14 protein-coding genes are annotated in these 16691 nt (G+C 68.6%); 7 read left to right on the top strand and 7 right to left on the bottom strand.

What is annotated here, in order from left to right:
- Positions 1-9 precede the first annotated feature (9 nt).
- From IH68_RS0100320 to IH68_RS0100305, 4 genes are all read right to left on the bottom strand, one after another.
- Complete coding sequence (locus IH68_RS0100320; RefSeq protein ID WP_420718964.1) at positions 10-864, bottom strand: alpha/beta fold hydrolase; 855 nt, start codon at positions 862-864, stop codon at positions 10-12.
- Positions 861-1307, bottom strand: a complete 447-nt coding sequence (locus IH68_RS0100315; RefSeq protein WP_030926638.1) for an Ohr family peroxiredoxin — start codon at positions 1305-1307, stop codon at positions 861-863. Before IH68_RS0100315 ends, IH68_RS0100320 begins: the two co-directional genes overlap by 4 nt.
- A gap of 71 nt (positions 1308-1378) precedes the next feature.
- Positions 1379-2956: a tannase/feruloyl esterase family alpha/beta hydrolase gene (locus IH68_RS0100310; protein ID WP_030926636.1), complete on the bottom strand. Its 1578-nt coding sequence runs from the start codon at positions 2954-2956 to the stop codon at positions 1379-1381.
- A gap of 28 nt (positions 2957-2984) precedes the next feature.
- Complete coding sequence (locus IH68_RS0100305) at positions 2985-3179, bottom strand: hypothetical protein (protein WP_030926634.1); 195 nt, start codon at positions 3177-3179, stop codon at positions 2985-2987.
- A gap of 214 nt (positions 3180-3393) precedes the next feature.
- Here IH68_RS0100305 and IH68_RS0100300 point away from each other — a divergent pair, with 214 nt between their 5' ends.
- A complete protein-coding gene (locus IH68_RS0100300) occupies positions 3394-4425 on the top strand; it encodes an alpha/beta hydrolase (protein WP_030926632.1) in 1032 nt (343 codons plus the stop codon).
- Positions 4426-4434: 9 nt separating this feature from the next.
- On the opposite strand, the gene IH68_RS0100295 is transcribed toward IH68_RS0100300, so the two are convergent.
- Together IH68_RS0100295 and IH68_RS0100290 are read right to left on the bottom strand one after the other, a co-directional pair.
- Positions 4435-4845, bottom strand: a complete 411-nt coding sequence (locus IH68_RS0100295; protein ID WP_030926630.1) for a hypothetical protein — start codon at positions 4843-4845, stop codon at positions 4435-4437.
- A 20-nt stretch (positions 4846-4865) separates the two neighbouring features.
- The gene (locus IH68_RS0100290) at positions 4866-5414 is read right to left on the bottom strand and encodes a CGNR zinc finger domain-containing protein (RefSeq protein ID WP_030926626.1); all 549 of its coding nucleotides are present in this window, start codon (positions 5412-5414) and stop codon (positions 4866-4868) included.
- A gap of 201 nt (positions 5415-5615) precedes the next feature.
- Here IH68_RS0100290 and IH68_RS0100280 point away from each other — a divergent pair, with 201 nt between their 5' ends.
- The 3 genes from IH68_RS0100280 (at position 5616) to IH68_RS0100270 (ending at position 11310) form a co-directional block, all read left to right on the top strand.
- Positions 5616-6803 (top strand): ROK family transcriptional regulator, encoded by a 1188-nt coding sequence (locus IH68_RS0100280; protein WP_030926625.1) that lies wholly within the window; start codon positions 5616-5618, stop codon positions 6801-6803.
- 123 nt (positions 6804-6926) lie between these two features.
- A complete protein-coding gene (locus tag IH68_RS0100275) occupies positions 6927-8795 on the top strand; it encodes an alpha-galactosidase D (protein ID WP_030926622.1) in 1869 nt (622 codons plus the stop codon).
- 97 nt (positions 8796-8892) lie between these two features.
- A complete protein-coding gene (locus IH68_RS0100270; RefSeq protein ID WP_030926619.1) occupies positions 8893-11310 on the top strand; it encodes a glycosyl hydrolase family 95 catalytic domain-containing protein in 2418 nt (805 codons plus the stop codon).
- Positions 11311-11359: 49 nt separating this feature from the next.
- Here IH68_RS0100270 and IH68_RS57625 read toward each other — a convergent pair whose 3' ends face one another.
- Complete coding sequence (locus tag IH68_RS57625; protein ID WP_234341134.1) at positions 11360-11662, bottom strand: hypothetical protein; 303 nt, start codon at positions 11660-11662, stop codon at positions 11360-11362.
- A gap of 51 nt (positions 11663-11713) precedes the next feature.
- Here IH68_RS57625 and IH68_RS49375 point away from each other — a divergent pair, with 51 nt between their 5' ends.
- The 3 genes from IH68_RS49375 to IH68_RS0100255 all read left to right on the top strand — a co-directional run bounded on the left by IH68_RS49375 (position 11714) and on the right by IH68_RS0100255 (position 16557).
- On the top strand, positions 11714-12676 hold the full coding sequence (locus IH68_RS49375) for an SGNH/GDSL hydrolase family protein (protein WP_234341132.1): 963 nt from the start codon (positions 11714-11716) through the stop codon (positions 12674-12676).
- A gap of 296 nt (positions 12677-12972) precedes the next feature.
- Entirely contained in the window at positions 12973-14346 is a 1374-nt protein-coding gene (locus IH68_RS0100260) for a chitinase (RefSeq protein ID WP_030926616.1), read from the top strand.
- A 30-nt stretch (positions 14347-14376) separates the two neighbouring features.
- Positions 14377-16557 carry an RICIN domain-containing protein gene (locus IH68_RS0100255; protein ID WP_030926613.1) on the top strand — a complete coding sequence of 727 codons (2181 nt, stop codon included), beginning with the start codon at positions 14377-14379 and terminating at the stop codon, positions 16555-16557.
- The last annotated feature ends 134 nt before the right edge of the window (positions 16558-16691 follow it).

Here is a 16691-nt window from a genome sequence, read left to right as displayed (position 1 = left end):
GCGAAGGCCTCAGCGCGTGACCCGTGCCGCCTTTTCGATGACATCGGCGACGAGACGGGGATGTGAGACGGCCACCGAGTGCGAAGCGGCGACTTCGATGGTGTGGGCGTGGGCGCGCCGGGCCATGAAGCGCTGCACGGCGACAGGGATGTTGAGGTCCTGGGTGGTGACGATGTCCCAGGCGGGCCTGTCCTTCCAGGCGGCGACGGTGGCCTTCTCCTCCAGCGCGGCCTGGGCGATGGGCCGTTGGGCGGCGGCCATCAGGGCGGCCTGGTCCGCGGGGACGTCGGCGGCGAACTGGTGTCGGAACTTGTCCTGCTTGATGTACAGGTCGGTTCCGGTGGTGCCGTCGGCGTTCGTGGAGGGAACGGGGTCGAGGGCGTCGGGGAGAGTGGAGCCCGGGTACTTGTTCGTGAGACCGAGGGCATTCTCGCCAGGCGCCGGGAGGAAGGCCGCGACGTAGACCAGTGCCTTCACCTGGGGATCGCCGGCGGCGGCCTCGCTGGTCACCGAGCCGCCGTAGGAGTGGCCGACGAGGACCTTGGGGCCCTTGATGTGGTCGAGGACGGTGCGCAGGGCGGCCGCGTCGCTGTGCGGACCGCGCAGCGGGTTGGCTGCCGCGACGACCGGGTAACCGTCGGCCTGTAGCCTTTCCATCACGCCGTTCCAGCTGGAGCCGTCGGCGAAGGCGCCGTGTTCCAGGACGATGGTCGGCCTGGCGTGCCGGCCCTCCGCAGCAGGCCGGGATGCGCCGTTCGCGGTGACGGCGAGGGGACCGACCACGGCACCCGCCAGGACCGTCGCGGCGGCAACCGTCGCGAACCGCCGTCCGGGCACCCGCTTCTTACCCTTGTCGGTCTTCACTGCACGTCACCCTTCTCGGAGGTCGTGGCCACGTTGATCGTCACGGGGATGTTGTCGCGGGTGGCCTTGGAGTACGGGCAGATCTGGTGGGCGGCCTCGGCGAGTTCGCGGGCGGTGTAGTCGTCGACGCCGCCGAGGACGGGGTTGAGCGTGGCGGAGAGGGTGAACTCGCCGTCGTCGCCGTGCGTAAGCGTGATCTCGGAGGTGATGGCGGTGCTGGTGAGCTTGATCCTGCGAGTGGCGGCCGCGCGGCGCAGGGCGCCGAGGAAGCAGGCCGCCCAGCCGGCGGCGAAGAGTTGTTCCGGGTTGGTGGCGTTGCCCGCGCCGCCGAGTTCCTTGGGTATGGCCAGGTTGTGGTCCAGGAGGCCGTCCTCCGAGCGGACGGTGCCGCCGTTGCGGCCCTCCCCGGTGACGTTGACGACGGCTGTGTAGCTGACTGCCATGACGGGTCCCTCATCTTGGGTCGGGATGTGTCGGGATGTGCTGGGAAAGTGGTCGAGACGCCTTACGCCGGTCAGCGCCGGTGCGGCGGGACGCAGCGGAAGCTGTCGGCGTCGGCAGGGTCGCCCTGACCCTTGTAGTGGGAGATCAGGGGGTAGCGGCACAGGTCGCGGGTGAGCGTCTGGCCGGAGGCGTTGGTGAGGGAGGCGGTGAGTGTTGCGGGTGCCTTGCCCTGCTCGACCCACTTGGTCAGAGCCGCCAGGTCGTCCACCGAACCCTTGAGTGCACAGTGTGCGGTGCCCGGAGCGAGGAAGAGCCGGTAGAAGTCGTCGACCCGGTGTGAGCCGCCCAGCTTCCGTTCGGCGCGCTCGCGGTAGTCGACGGTGCCCTGAGTGGGGATCAGCTGGTCCGCCTGACCGTGGTAGGTGAGGAGCTTTCCTCCGGCGTCACGGAACGCGGACAGGTCCGGGTCGTCCGTGCCGATGACCTTGCCGTACTCGTCCTGGGACTGCCTGAACACCTGGGTGAACTGGTCGTACGTCAGCTTCGAGGTGTCGAAGGAGGGCTGCTTCTTCACCCACGACGCGACCCAGGCGGCCGGGACGGAGAACGGGGCGTCGCCCGCGAGATACGTGAAGTCGGCGCCGATGGGGAGTCCGTACCACAGCCTCTTGCCCGACGTGGTCCGCGGGCCGTCCCAGATCTTGCGCACCACGGCTGCGTCGGCTGCCGTGACGGTCTCCTCCTTGCCTGCGCACACGACCTTGGTGCCGATCAGGCTGCGGGGATCGTAGGTGCAGCGCTCCGCGTCGGAGACCAGACCGTCGTTGATGCCGTCGAGCTTGTCGCAGGCCTTGAGGGCTGCCTGGTTGAAGGCGTTGAGCTTACAGAGGCCCGGGCGGGTCTTCGCCTCGTTCATCACCACCTGCGGCCACAGTGTGGCGACCTCGAACTCGTCCCAGTTGACAGCAGGTGCGTCGGCGAGAATGCCGTCGAAGTCGTCCGGGTGGCGCTGGGCCTCCATGTAGCCCTGGCGTCCGCCGGTGGAGCAGCCGTTCCAGTAGGAGTAGGAGGCGGCCTTGCCGTAGACCTCGTCGACGACCTGCTTGCCGACGAGCGCCATCTCGTGCTGGGAGCGGTCGGCGAAGTTCTTCAGCAGCGCGGTGTCGACCTGTCCCTTGCTGGTCAGCGCCCAGCCGGTGTCCAGGACGTCGCCCACGCCCGCGTCGGTGGTGGCGGCGGCATAGCCGTTCTTGACCGCCGTTCCCAGGCCCACGCCGTTGTCCCCGGCGGCGTAGGCACTCCCGCCGAGCGCCTGGAAACGGCCGTTCCAGCCCTGCACGGGCAGCCACGTGCGCACCTTGGCGTGGTCGCCGTCGCCGGGATGGGTGAGGGTGACGGTCACCTCGCAGTAGGCCGGTACGCCGGAGACCGAACCGCCCAGAATCCCGGTCCCGTTCACGGTGCCGCCGGCCTGGCGGGTCACCGTCACGGACTCCACCTCGGTGCCCGCCGGGGCCTGCACGGAGGCAGTCGAGCAGTTGAAGGGGGCGGCGGCGGAGCCTCGGGGGTCCGCGGAAGCGCCGGCCGGCAGGCACAAAGCCGCCGCCAGCGGTACTCCGGCCGCGAGAAGGATCAGAAGTCGTCTCATTGGTTTTCCTGTCATGGCGAACGGACCCCTACAGCCCGAGGTCCAGGGCGAGGCACGAGTAGTACTTCCAGGAGCCCTCGAGGTTGTACGAGGCAGCCGCCCCACCGCCGTGGCCGGCTTCCACCTCTTCGGTCATGTCCTCGAAGCGGATGCGCTCGGGAAGCGTGCCGTACCGCGCGTGCCGTGCCGACGCGGCCGGGTCCGTCATCAGTTCCTTGTTCATGGCCGAACTCCACTTCTTCGTCGGTCGATGCCCTCGATCACGTAACCACTCTGACAGGTGACGCAGGGGATCACAAGAGACATCACCTCTCTAATCGGTTAGCAAGTTCACTACGTAACCGCTTTGACAGGTGACACACGCTGTGCCAGAGTCGCCCTGCCGTCGAACTCGCGGCAGCCGTACGGAACTTGTTCCAATACACGGGAGGCTTCAGATGATCAGCAGGCGTACCTTCAACGCAGCCATGGGTCTGAGCACGGGAGCGGCCGCCGCCTCACTGGCCGGCCTGCAGGGGGTTTCGAGCGCCGCGCCGGCCCTCTCGACCGCTCCGGGCGCCCACACCTCGTTCCCCTCGCTGAAACAGGTCAAGGCCGGTCTGCTGGAGGTCGGTTACGCCGAACTGGGCCCCGCCCATGGCCCGGTGGTCATCTGTCTGCACGGCTGGCCGTACGACATCCACAGCTATGTCGACGTCGCTCCCCTACTGGCGGCCGAGGGCTATCGCGTGATCGTGCCCTACCTCCGCGGACACGGCACCACTCGGTTCCTGTCCTCCCGCACCTTCCGCAACGGGCAGCAGTCGGCGATCGCCCTGGACATCATCGCGCTGATGGACGCCCTCAAGATCCACAAGGCGGTGATCGCCGGCTTCGACTGGGGCTCACGCACCGGCGACATCCTCGCGGCGCTGTGGCCCGAGCGCGTCAAGGCCCTGGTCTCGGTGAGCGGTTACCTCGTCACCGACCGCAAGGGCCAGCTCGAACCGCTCCCGGCGGCAGCGGAGCACACGTGGTGGTACCAGTTCTACTTCGCCACCGAGCGGGGCAAGAAGGCCATGGAGGACCATGACCACCGCCTCCAGTTGACCCGGCTCGTCTGGGACCTCGTCTCCCCGACCTGGAACTTCGGCGACGCCACCTTCGCGCGCACCGCGGCCGCCTTCGACAACCCCGACTACGCCGCGGTCGTCATCCACAACTACCGCTGGCGGCTCAGCGTCGCCGAGGGCGAACCCCGCTACGACCGCTACGAGGAGAAGCTGGCCACGGCACCGCCCATCGTGGTGCCGGCCATCACCCTCGACCCCGAGAAGGACCCCTTCACCCTGCCCGGCAACGGTTCCATGTACCGCGACAAGTTCACCGGCAAGTACGAACACCGGACGCTGACCGGCATCGGACACAACCTGCCGCAGGAGGCACCGACGGCCTTCGCCCAGGCCGTCGTCGACGCGGACCGGCTCTGACAGGGGAGGTCAGTCCGTGGCACGCTCCGCGAGGGAGTACGACACCGCCCGCTCCCGCTTGTGGCGGCGGACCCGCCCCTTCGCGACGAGTGATTCGAGGGCGCTGCGCACGACCTGCGGGGTGGGCGAACGGTCCGGGTGCCGCTCCTTCAGCTCGTCACACAGAGCCTTCGCCGACCGCGGCTGGTCGTGGGTGCCGAGGAGTTCGACCAGGACGTCTCTGAGCAGCCGCGTGGGAGAAGGGTTCGCCTGCTCGTTCCGTGCGGCGAGCCTGAGGATGTCCGTCAGGAGGGCTTCCTCCTGCTTCAACATCTTGAGCTTCTCGGCCAGTTCGCGCTGTCGGCGGCGGTTCTCCGTCAGATCGGACTCGGCTTGTTCGACGTACCGCGCCCGGAGAGAGTCGGCTGATGGACCGGTCACAACCGTTCACTCCCCCGGCGTCAGCTCTTCGCGCTGTGCTGGCGTGCCCGGTAGGCGGCGGCCTTGACCCGGTTGCCGCAGGTTCGCATGGCGCACCACTCCCGTCGGTGGCCGCGCGAGCGGTCGAGATAGACCTGGGTGCACTCGGGACGGGAACACTCACGCAACAGCGCGGCCTCTTCACCGCCGATGATCTCGACGGCCTCACGGGCGAGGGCGGCGAGTCCTTGGACGACCGTGCCGGTACGGGTCGCACCGTCGGGACCGAGCCGCACGGTCACGGGGAGACCCGACGCCTGCAGGTTCACCTCGGCGACCGCTTCGGCAGGCAGCGGCCGCCGTTCGATCCGGGCCGCCACCAGGGAGTAGACCGCCTCACGCAGGTCCACCGCGAGGGAGAGGTCGGCCTCGCTCGCCCCGGGTGCCAGATCGAGCATCCCTGATTCCAGGAACCAGTCGTCGAGCAGTTCGGGGGAGGCGAGCTTCTCCAGCGGCTCGCCGTTGCGTCGCGCGCGCAACGTACCGACGAAGTCCAGAGGAAGCGTCCCGCAGGGAAATGCATGATTCACGTAACCATACTGACGGGTGACATACGGATGTGCAACATCCGGCTCATCGGCGCGGTGCGCCCGCGATCCAGACCTTCGATCCCGTGCCGTTGCGCGATGTCAGCCATGCTTCCGTCAGCACAGCGCTGCCCTCACCTGGCATCGGAACAAGAATGGTTTTTTCATTGACAGCGGAAAAGATCCGACCTTAGGTTTCCGGCCATGCGCCCGACCTTCGCTCGCGACTCGGTTCCCACGATGACTCCGGCCGCTTCCCTGGTCTTCACCACGCTCCTCTCTCACGGCCCGCTGACCCGGGCCGAGGTGGGGCGCCGCACCAAGCTCTCTCCGGCCGCGGTCACCAAGGCGGTCCGTCCGCTGATGGAGCTCGGCTATCTCGTCGAGGGCGCGGACGAAGAGGCGCGGCCCGCGGTGGGACGTCCGGCCACCCTGGTGTCGGTGGACGCGGGAAGGGCCCTGTTCATCGGCGTCAAGGTGACAGGCGACGAGATCATCGCCGTGCTGGCCGACCTGTGTTGCCGAATCCGGGTGTCCCGGCACGTAGCCCTCACGGGCCGCGAACCGCAGGCCGTGCTCACCGCCATCACCGCGCTGGTACAGGAGTTGCTCACGGAGGCCGTCGGATTCGGTGTGCAGGTACGGGGGCTGGGCATCGCGATCTCGGGGGACGTGGACCGCGCGGAGGGTCTGGTCCGCTACTCCCCCTTTCTGGAGTGGCGCGACGTACCGCTCGCCGAGCTCGCCGCTACCGCGACCGGGCTGCCGGTCACGGTCGACAACGATGTGCGGGCGCTCACGGTCGCCGAGCACTGGTTCGGGGCCGGAGTCGGGCTCTCGGACTTCGCCCTGGTGACCGTGGGCGCCGGCATCGGCTGTGGCCTGGTGGTGCACGGCCGGGTGGTGTCGGGCGCGCACGGCGTGGCGGGCGAGATCGGGCATCTGTCCCTCGACCCGAGGGGCCCGCTCTGCCACTGCGGCAACCGCGGCTGCGTGGAGGCGATCGCGGCGGACCCCGCGATCCTCCGCGCGGTGAGCGCGGCCACGGGCAGACAACTGACCGATGCGGCCGAGGCGTTGGACCTGGCCCACGGCGGAGACCCCGGTGTCCGGGCGGTCTATGCGCGGGCCGGCGAAGCCATCGGCAGAGCCATTGCCTCCCTGGTGAACCTCCTCGGCCCCGAGCGGGTGGTCATCTCCGGGGAGGGCCTGGCCGCATACGACCTTTTCGCCGAGGGCATCCGGGATGCGTTCGCCGCGTCCGCCTTCGGTACCGCTTCGCAGTGCGACGTGATGACACGTCCGCTGCCCTTCGAGGAGTGGGCTCGTGGGGCCGCGGCCACCGCGATCCAGTCCTTCATGGGGTCAGACACGTACGAGGAGCAGCCATGACGCTGCAGAGCCGCAGCCCGCGGTCCGCCGCAGTCGCCGTCCTGTTCTAGCCCGGACCTCACCGATACCCGCCCCCACCGGGTGCCGTTCGCACAACCCCATTCACCCACCAGGAGGCGACCCATGCCCTCATCCCCCTCCAGAGCCCTCCCCGGATTCGTGCGCCGTCCCCTCAGAACCGTGCTGGTCCTGGCCGTCACGGCCGGACTCGGCACAGCGGTCCCGGCCTCCGCCACTCAGGCCGGGCCCGTCGCCTCCAAGTCCGCGACCGCAGCGGCCAGTTCGGCTGCGGCCGCGGCGGACGCCACCGCCTCCGGCCCGGCGGCCAAGCCGTACATGGGCTGGTCCAGCTGGAGCATGCAGTCCTCCCAGTACCCGGGCCTCAACCCGGACGGCAACTACAGCTACCTCACCGAGGCCAACGTACTGAAGCAGACCGACGCGCTGGCCACCACCCTGAAGAAGTACGGCTACGACCACGTCAACATCGACGCCGGCTGGTGGATGGACAAGAACTGGACTTCCGAGTTCGACCAGTACGGCCGGCAGACACCCGACCCGGTGCGCTTCCCGCACGGCATGAAGTCGGTCGCCGACCACATCCACGCCAAGGGCCTCAAGGCCGGCATCTACCTGCCCGTGGGCCTGGAGAAGGGCGCGTACGGCGACGGCAAGGTGCCGATCCACGACGCCCCGAGCTGCACCACCGCGGACGTCGTCTACCCGGACCTGCGGACCACCAACGGCTGGGACAGCGCCTACAAGCTGAACTTCGACAACCCCTGCGCGCAGAAGTACATCGACTCGCAGGCGCAGCTGCTCGCGGGTTGGGGCTACGACTTCCTCAAGCTCGACGGTGTGGGCCCCGGTTCGTCCAAGTCCGGTGACAACTACAACAACGTCGCGGACGTGGCCGCCTGGCACCAGTCCATCGCCGACGCCGGGCGGCCGATCCACCTCGAGCTGTCCTGGTCGCTCGACATCTCCCACGCCGCGGACTGGAAGAAGTACTCCAACGGCTGGCGCATCGACACCGACGTGGAGTGCTACTGCAACACCCTGGTCACCTGGGAGAACTCGGTCAACGACCGGTGGAACGACGCCCCCGCGTGGAGCGGCAAGGCAGGACCCGGCGGCTGGAACGACCTCGACGCGATCGACGTCGGCAACGGCGCGATGGACGGCCTCACCAAGGCCGAACGGCAGAGCTACATGACGCTGTGGGCCATCAACAAGTCGCCCTTGTTCACCGGTGACGACATCACCCAGCTCGACAGCTACGGCCTCTCCCTGCTCACCGACCAGGAAGTCATAGCGGTCGACCAGAACACCTCGCCCGTCGCACGTCCGGTCACCCCGATGGGCGACCAGCAGGTCTGGGGAACCAAGAACCCCGACGGCAGTTACACAGTCGCCCTGTTCAACCTCGGCGCCTCGTCGGCCTCCGTCACGGCGGACTGGGCATCCTTCGGCTTCACCGGCGCGGCCACCGTGCGCGACCTGTGGAACCACCAGAACCTCGGCACGTACAAGAACCGGATCACCTCGACGCTGCCCGCACACGGCTCACGGCTGTTCACCGTCAAGCCCGGCGGCACCCCGCCGGCCACCACCCGCTACGAGGCCGAGTCCGCGAACAACACGCTGACCGGGAACGCCTCCGTCGCCTCCTGTAATGCCTGTTCCGGCGGGAAGAAGGTCGGCAACCTCTACCTCGACAGCAAGCTGCAGTTCAACGACATCACGGTGAAGAAGGACGGCATCTACACCGTCAATGTCGGTTACGTCAGCGGCGATCCCCGCTCGGTGACCGTCTACTCCAACAGCGGCCACGGCTCCAGCCTGAAGTTCCCCTCCACCGGCGACTGGAGCACGGCCGAGACCGTCAGCGTCCAGTTGGCCCTCAAGGCGGGCTCCAACACGATCACCTTCGACAGTGGCTGGGACTACTCACCCGACATCGACCGGATCGACGTACCCAAGTCCGCCTGATCAATCCGGCTGATCAGCCTGCCTGATCAGGCCGCCTCCGACGGCCCGTATCCGTCGTTCCCGCATGCGCCGTTCCCCCGGATCTGGAGTGCACACCGTGGACACCCAGCACACCGAATCACCCGACGACCACCCGAGCCGCAGACGCTTTCTGACCCTCGCCGCCACGGCCGGCGCGGTCGCCGCCCTCGGCGGTCTGCCCACCTTCACCGCCTCGGCGGCCCCCCGCCGGCCGGCTTCCTCCCCCTTGCTGTCCGCGACCGCCGCCGCGAAGAACCGGTTGTGGTGGCGGGCTCCCGGTTCCCCCACCTCGATGATCCAGCAGGGCCTGCCGGTCGGAAACGGGCGCCTCGGAGCGCTCACGAGCAACGACCCCGCAGCCGAACTGCTGACGATCACCGACGCCACCCTGTGGACCGGCGGCCTCAACGACACCCTGCAGAGCGACGGCCAGTTCCCCTACGGCCGTGACGACTTCGGCTCCCTGACCCTGCTGGCCGAGCTCACGGTCGACATCCCCGCACACGACCTGGGCTCGGTCGACAACTACCGTCGTACCCTCGACCTGGCCCAGGGCTTCGTCAGCGCCTCGTACGACCTGTCCGGCGTCACCTACCAGCGGCAGGTCTTCGCCAGCCGCCCGGACGACGTCATCGTCCTGTACTTCTCCCAGCAGGGCGGCGGCAGTTACACCGGTACCGTCTCCCTCATTGGCACCCACGGCGAGACCACCACCGCGAACCGCACGGGGCGCCATGCATCGTTCGGTGCTTCCTTCGCCAACGGGTTGAAGTACGGCGCCGCCGTCACGGCCTGCAGCACCGCCGGCACGGTCGCTGTCGACGGTACGGCGATCTCGTTCCGCAACTGCAAGGACCTGACCGTCGTGGTCAGCGGGGGCACCAACTACGCCCCTGACGCGGCGGCCGGGTTCCGCGACCCGTCCGTGGACCCTGAGCTCCTGGCGCGGACCAAGGTCCTGGCCGCCGCCGGCCACTCCGCGAGCACACTGCTGTCCACCCATGTCGCCGACTTCCGCCCGGTGTTCGAGCAGCAGGACATCAACCTGGGCACGTCGTCCACCGCACAGCGCAAGCTGGACACCTGGCAGCGGATACAGGCGCGCTACCGGGACGACGTCCCCGACCCCGAACTCGAGGCGGCGTACCTGCAGTTCGGCCGCTATCTGATGATCTCCGGGTCGCGGGGCAGCCTGCCGATGGGCCTGCAGGGCCCGTGGCTGGACGGCAACGACCCGGACTGGATGGGCGACTACCACACCGACATCAACGTCCAGATGAACTACTGGATGGCCGACCGGACGGGCCTGTCCGATTGCTTCAACGCCTTCGCGGACTACTGCCTCACACAACTGCCCTCATGGACGGACGTCACACAGCGGCTGTTCAACACCTCGACCAACAGATACCGCAACTCCAGCGGAAGGGTCGCCGGTTGGGCCGTGGCCTTCTCCACCAACCCCTACGGCGGCAGCGGTTGGTGGTGGCACCCTGCGGGCAACGCCTGGCTCTGCCAGAACCTGTTCGAGCACTACGAGTTCACCCAGAACCGCGCCTACCTCGAAAGGATCTATCCCCTCCTCAGGGGCGCAGTGGAGTTCTGGGAGGCCCGCCTCATCACGACGACCGTCACCGACGCCTCGGGAGCCTCACGCGAAGTCCTCATCGACGACAGCGACTGGTCGCCCGAGCAGGGCCCGCAGGACGCCAAGGGCATCACCTACGCCCAGGAAGCGGTGTGGAACCTCTTCGGCAACTACCTCACCGCAACCCGCGTACTCGGCAAGGACCTCTCCTACGGAGCGACCGTCGACGGCCTGCGTGAGCGCCTGTACCTCCCCGTGGTCAGCCCGACGACCGGCTGGCTGGAGGAGTGGATGTCGCCCGACAACCTCGGCGAGACCACGCACCGTCATCTCTCCCCGCTGTTCGGCCTCTTCCCCGGAGACCGGATCCGCCCGGACGACTCCACGCCGAAGGACATCCTCGCCGGGGCGACGGCCCTGCTGACCGCCCGCGGCATGAACAGCTACGGCTGGTCCAACGCCTGGCGCAGCCTGTGCTGGGCGCGGCTGAAGAACGCGGAGAAGGCCTACCAGCTGGTCGTCAACAACCTGAAGCCGTCGGTGAACGGCAGCAACGGCAGCGCGTCCAATCTCTTCGACATCATGGACATGGGGCAGGGCCGCGGCATCTTCCAGATCGACGCGAACTTCGGCACTCCCTCCGCGATGATCGAGATGCTGGTCTACTCGCGGCCGGGTCACGTCGAGTTGCTGCCCGCCCTGCCCGCCGCGTGGGCGGCATCCGGCTCGGTGTCCGGTGTCGGTGTCCGCGGCGGCTTCGTCGCCGACCTCAAGTGGCGAGGCGGCAAGGTCACACAGCTGACGCTGAAGAGTGTCGGCGGCCGCGACACGACCGTCTTTGCGGGCAGCACCGCTCGGAAGATCAGCCTCAAGCCCGGGGCGTCCGTCACGCTGAGCAACCTCGGCTGAGTCCGGTCCGGCGCACATGGGGCCGGGCGGTCGGTCCGGCCCCACCCCCCTATGAGCCGACGAGAAGGGTGGAGGGAACGACGATGTCTCCAAAGAAGGGAAGAACGGCGGCAGTTCGCCGGCCGCGTCGCAGATCCTTGCTGAGCATGTGTGCAGCGCTGACCGGGATGGCTCTCACGGTGGTTCCGCTGAGCACGGCGAACGCGGCGAGCACCGCCACGTCCTCGGCGCAGGGCAAGGCCACCAGGGTCAGTGCCTGGTCGCCCAGCATGACGACCGGCGGCCCGTCCTTCGAGAACCAGACCATCCGGATGGTGGCGCACAGCAGCGTGGCGGGCTCGGGTGCCCGCATCACTCGTCCAACCGGTACAGCAGCGCCCCGCTCGATGTCGGCGAGGTGGACGTGGCCGTCCAGGCGAGCGGCGGCGAAGCGACACGCGGGACCATCCGCAACGTCACCTTCGCCGGCTCCCGCCACCTCACGATCTCGGCGGGCGAAGAGGCGGTCAGCGATGTCGTCCCGATTCCGGTCGGTGCCGGCGAGAACCTGCTCGTCAGCCTCTACGTCCCCGGTGCGACAGGCATGTCGACGTGGCATTCCGACGCCTTCGACACCACCTACATCGCCTCCGGCAACCACACGGGTGACGACAGCGCCGCCGCGTTCGGCACGACCACGACCTCGTGGTACTACCTGGCGGGCCTTGACGTTCTGTCATCGACCGCCAGAGGCACCGTCGTTGCCTTCGGCGACTCCATCACGGACGGCTACCACTCCTCGACCGGTGCCTACACCCGGTGGCCCGACTTCCTCGGACGCCGGCTCGGCGCCGGACCGGGCCCGCAGCGGCTGAGCGTCGTCGACGCCGGCATCGGCGGCAACCGCGTCCTCACCGACGTCCCGAACCTGTGGCAGGGTGTCAGCGCCCTCAAGCGCTTCGGCCACGACGCCCTCGGCCGGCCGGGCGTCAAGGACGTCATCCTCTTCGAGGGCATCAACGACATCGGCAACAACGCCGGCCCCGAGGGCCGGCCGCTCACCTCCCAGGACCTCATCGACGGCTACCGCGCCCTGATCGGCCAGGCGCACGCCGCCCACGTCGACGTGATCGGCGCGACCCTGATGCCCGACGAGGGCAACGGCTACTACACGCCCGCCGCCGAGGCCATTCGCCAGAGCGTCAACCGGTGGATCCGCACCAGCGGCGCCTTCGGCGGCGTCATCGACTTCGACCGGACCATGCGTGACCCCGCGAACCCGGCCGCCCTCAACCCGGCGTACGACTCGGGCGATCACATACACCCCAACGACGAGGGAATGAAGGCCATGGCGGACGCGGTCGACCTTCGGCTCCTGCGCAGCTGACGCCCCGCCACTCGACACGACGGGCATGTCCTGGTTGCGGTCGAAGGGGGGTCGTCGGTGGATCGACGGTGCCGGGGTGGACGACCGCGCACCAGTTGTTGCTCGCCTCGATCTTTCGGGGAGGCACGAGGTGTCCCCGTCGGCGAACCCCCTTCCATCAACTCTTACTTCATACCTTGACGAAAGTGGTCCGTACCTTTAGGTTCACCGGCAGCCCCAACCCCGTGCGTGCAATGGCCCGTTCACAAGGTGAACGCGGCCCGAGTGCCCCACCCCCCACGAAAGGGCGCCCCGCCATGCCCAGACCCAGGCCACTCCCCGCATCCGCCGCCCTGTCGGTCATCGCTCTCACCCTGTCCACCGGCCTGCTCGCCGCGTCCCCCGCCCAGGCCGCCACCGGCACGATCACCGGGACGGCCGGCAAGTGCCTCGACGTCGCCGGCGCCAACTCCGCGGACGGTACGGCCGTCCAGCTCTACGACTGCAACGGCACCGCCGCCCAGCAGTGGACCGTGGGCTCCGACGGCACCGTCCGCGCCCTAGGCAAGTGCCTTGACGTGACCGGCAATTCGACCGCCGACGGCGCCAAGGTCCAGCTGTGGACCTGTTCCGGCGGCGCCAACCAGCAGTGGACCGTCACCGCCGCCCACGACATCGTCAACCCGCAGGCGAACAAGTGCCTGGACGTCACCGACAACTCCTCGGCCAACGGTGCCCGCGCCCAGATCTGGTCCTGCACGGGCGCCGCCAACCAGAAGTGGACCGCGCCCGCGGCCGGTGACGGCACCACCCCGTCCGCGCCGATGGCCGTGGCGCCGTACCTCTACAACGGCTGGGGCGACCCGCCGAGCCCGACCACGATCACCAACGCGACCGGCGTGAAGAACTACACGCTCGCCTTCGTCCTCAGCAACGGCTACTGCAACCCGCAGTGGGACGGCAGCCGGGCCCTGACCGGCGGTGTCGACCAGCAGACGATCAACACCGTGCGCGGCAACGGCGGCGACGTCATCCCGTCCTTCGGCGGCTACAGCGGCAACAAGCTGGAGAGCTCCTGCTCCAGCGCGAGCGAGCTGGCGGCGGCGTACCAGAAGGTCATAGGCGCCTACGGCGGCCTCAAGGCCATCGACATCGACCTGGAGGCCGACGCCTACAGCAACGGAACCGTGCAGCAGCGGACCGTGGACGCCCTGAAGACCGTGAAGGCCGACAACCCCGGCCTGAAGGTGTACATCACCATCGGCACCGGCCAGAGCGGTCCGGACACGAGCCTCATCAACCGGGCCGCGTCCTCAGGGCTGACCGTCGACGCCTGGGCCATCATGCCGTTCGACTTCGGCGGGGCCGGGCAGAACATGGGCAACCTCACCACCCAGGCCGCCGAGGGGCTCAAGAACGCGCTGAAGAACGCGTACGGCTACAGCGACGACACCGCCTACCGGGACATGGGCATCTCGTCGATGAACGGCATCACCGACAACAACGAGACCGTCACGGTGGCCGACTTCCGGACCATCCTCGGCTACGCCCAGCAGCACCATCTGGCCCGGCTCACGTTCTGGTCCGCCAACCGCGACCGGCCCTGCACCGGCGGCTCGGCCGACAGCTGCTCCGGCGTGAGCCAGTCCGCCTGGGACTACACCCGCGTCTTCGCCGGATACACCGGCTGACTTCCCCGCACGAGACCAGGAGAACAACCGATGCTTTCCCTCCCATGGCGCGGCAGATCCGCCGCGGCCGCAGTGGTGGCCACGGCCGCCGCGTCCCTGCTCACCGGAGCGCCCGCGCACGCCGCGGCCACCGCCCTGCCCACAGGCTTCGCGACCGTCATGAACGCCGCGAGCGGCCGGTGCCTCGACGCCAGGGCGGCCGCCACCGCGAACGGCACCGTCGTGCAGCAGTACTCGTGCAACGGCACCACGGCGCAGCGGTGGAGCTTCACCGCCACGAGCGACGGATATGTCCGGATCAACAATGCCAACGACACCAACCAGGTCGCGGACGTCGCCGACGTCTCCACGGCCGACAACGCCCTGGTCCACCTGTGGACGTACGGCGGCGGTGCCAACCAGCAGTGGCTGCCGGTGGACGAGGGCGGAGGCGCGTACCACTTCGTCAACCGCAACAGCGGCAAGTGCCTCGACGACCCCGCGGCCTCGACCGCCGACAGTGTGCAGTTCGTGCAGTACACCTGCAACGGCACCGCGGCCCAGCGCTTCCAGGTCGTACCCGTGACCCAGTCGGCCGCCAACCCGGACCTGGGCCCGAACGTCGTCGTCTTCGACCCGACGATGTCGTCCTCGACGATCCAGAGCAAGCTGGACACGATCTTCCAGCAGCAGGAGACCAACCAGTTCGGCTCCCAGCGCTACGCCGTGCTGTTCAAGCCGGGCGCCTACAGCGCCGACGTCAACGTCGGCTTCTACACTCAGGTGCTGGGCCTCGGCCTGTCGCCCGACGCGGTGACGATCAACGGTGCGGTGCACGCCGAGGCCGACTGGTTTCAGGGCAACGCCACCCAGAACTTCTGGCGCGGCGCGGAGAACCTGTCGGTCAACCCGGTCGGCGGCAGCGATCGCTGGGCGGTCTCACAGGCGGCGCCGTACCGTCGGATGCACCTGCGCGGCAACCTCGCCCTCGACGACGGCGGCTGGTCCAGCGGCGGTCTCATCGCCGACAGCAAGATCGACGGCCAGGTCGACTCGGGCAGCCAGCAGCAGTGGCTGACCCGCAACTCCCAGCTGGGCAGCTGGACCGGCTCCAACTGGAACATGGTCTTCACCGGCAGCACGGGAGTCCCCGCCACCAGTTTCCCCAGCCCGCCGGACACCACCGTCGCACAGAGCCCGGTCTCCCGCGAGAAGCCGTTCCTGTACGTCGACGGATCCGGCACCTACCAGGTGTTCGTGCCGTCCCTGCGGTCCAACTCCTCGGGCACCAGCTGGTCGAGCGGCACCTCGGGCTCCTCGCTCTCGCTGGACTCCTTCTACATCGTCAAGCCGGGCGCCACCGCCTCGCAGATCAACTCCGCCCTCGCGGCGGGCAAGAACCTGTTGGTCACCCCTGGCCTCTACCACCTCGACCAGACCCTGCAGATCAACCGCGCCGACACGGTCGTCCTCGGCCTGGGCCTGGCCACCTTCGTCCCCGACAACGGCATCACGGCCATGAAGGTCGCCGACGTCGACGGGGTGAAGATCGCGGGCCTGCTGTTCGACGCCGGCACGACAGACTCGCCCTCCCTGCTGGAGGTCGGGCCGAGCGGCTCCTCCGCCTCCCACACGGCCGACCCGACCTCCCTGCACGACGTCTACTTCCGCGTCGGCGGTGCGGGCGTCGGCAAGGTGACCACCGGCCTCGTCGTCAACAGCGACAACGTCATCGGCGACCACATGTGGATCTGGCGCGCCGACCACGGCAGCGGCGTCGGCTGGACCAGCAACACCGCGGACACCGGCATGATCGTCAACGGTGACAACGTGACGATGTACGGCCTGTTCGTCGAGCACTTCCAGAAGTACCAGACCGTCTGGAACGGCAACGGCGGCCGCACGTACTTCTTCCAGAACGAGATGCCCTACGACCCGCCGAACCAGGCGGCATGGATGAACGGCTCCACCCAGGGCTACGCGGCCTACAAGGTCGCCGACTCGGTCACCAGCCACCAGGCGTACGGCCTCGGCAGCTACTGCTACTTCAACGTCAACCCCGCTGTCGTGGCCGCGCACGCCATCGAAGCGCCGAACAACCCCAACGTCCGCTTCACCAGCATGGTGACGGTCTCGCTCGGCGGCACCGGCACCATCAGCCACGTCATCAACAACACGGGAGGCCCGTCCAACTCCAGCCCCAACGTGGCGAACCTGACCAGCTATCCGTAGGAGTGGACGTACGCACCCCCCTGTCCCGGCGCAGGGACTGACAGCCCCCACGGAGTCGGAAAGGCCAAGAACGGTTGTCCGCGCGGCGGTTATGATCGCTGGAGGGGGAGTCGGACACGACGGGGGGCTCGCGT

Origin of the sequence: Streptomyces sp. NRRL S-646, assembly GCF_000720765.1 — a bacterium.
GTDB lineage: Bacteria > Actinomycetota > Actinomycetes > Streptomycetales > Streptomycetaceae > Streptomyces.
Note: the sequence above shows the minus strand (reverse complement) of the source record. Positions and strands in the feature narration are given on the sequence as shown.

What these genes read in the sequence shown, in the direction of transcription:
- IH68_RS0100315 (WP_030926638.1), bottom strand. Translation starts at nt 1,307, where the DNA reads ATGGCAGTCAGCTACACAGCCGTCGTCAACGTCACCGGGGAGGGCCGC.
- IH68_RS0100310 (WP_030926636.1), bottom strand. Translation starts at nt 2,956, where the DNA reads ATGAGACGACTTCTGATCCTTCTCGCGGCCGGAGTACCGCTGGCGGCG.
- IH68_RS0100305 (WP_030926634.1), bottom strand. Translation starts at nt 3,179, where the DNA reads ATGAACAAGGAACTGATGACGGACCCGGCCGCGTCGGCACGGCACGCG.
- IH68_RS0100300 (WP_030926632.1), top strand. Translation starts at nt 3,394, where the DNA reads ATGATCAGCAGGCGTACCTTCAACGCAGCCATGGGTCTGAGCACGGGA.
- IH68_RS0100280 (WP_030926625.1), top strand. Translation starts at nt 5,616, where the DNA reads ATGCGCCCGACCTTCGCTCGCGACTCGGTTCCCACGATGACTCCGGCC.
- IH68_RS0100275 (WP_030926622.1), top strand. Translation starts at nt 6,927, where the DNA reads ATGCCCTCATCCCCCTCCAGAGCCCTCCCCGGATTCGTGCGCCGTCCC.
- IH68_RS57625 (WP_234341134.1), bottom strand. Translation starts at nt 11,662, where the DNA reads ATGCGGGCACCCGAGCCCGCCACGCTGCTGTGCGCCACCATCCGGATG.
- IH68_RS0100260 (WP_030926616.1), top strand. Translation starts at nt 12,973, where the DNA reads ATGCCCAGACCCAGGCCACTCCCCGCATCCGCCGCCCTGTCGGTCATC.
- IH68_RS0100255 (WP_030926613.1), top strand. Translation starts at nt 14,377, where the DNA reads ATGCTTTCCCTCCCATGGCGCGGCAGATCCGCCGCGGCCGCAGTGGTG.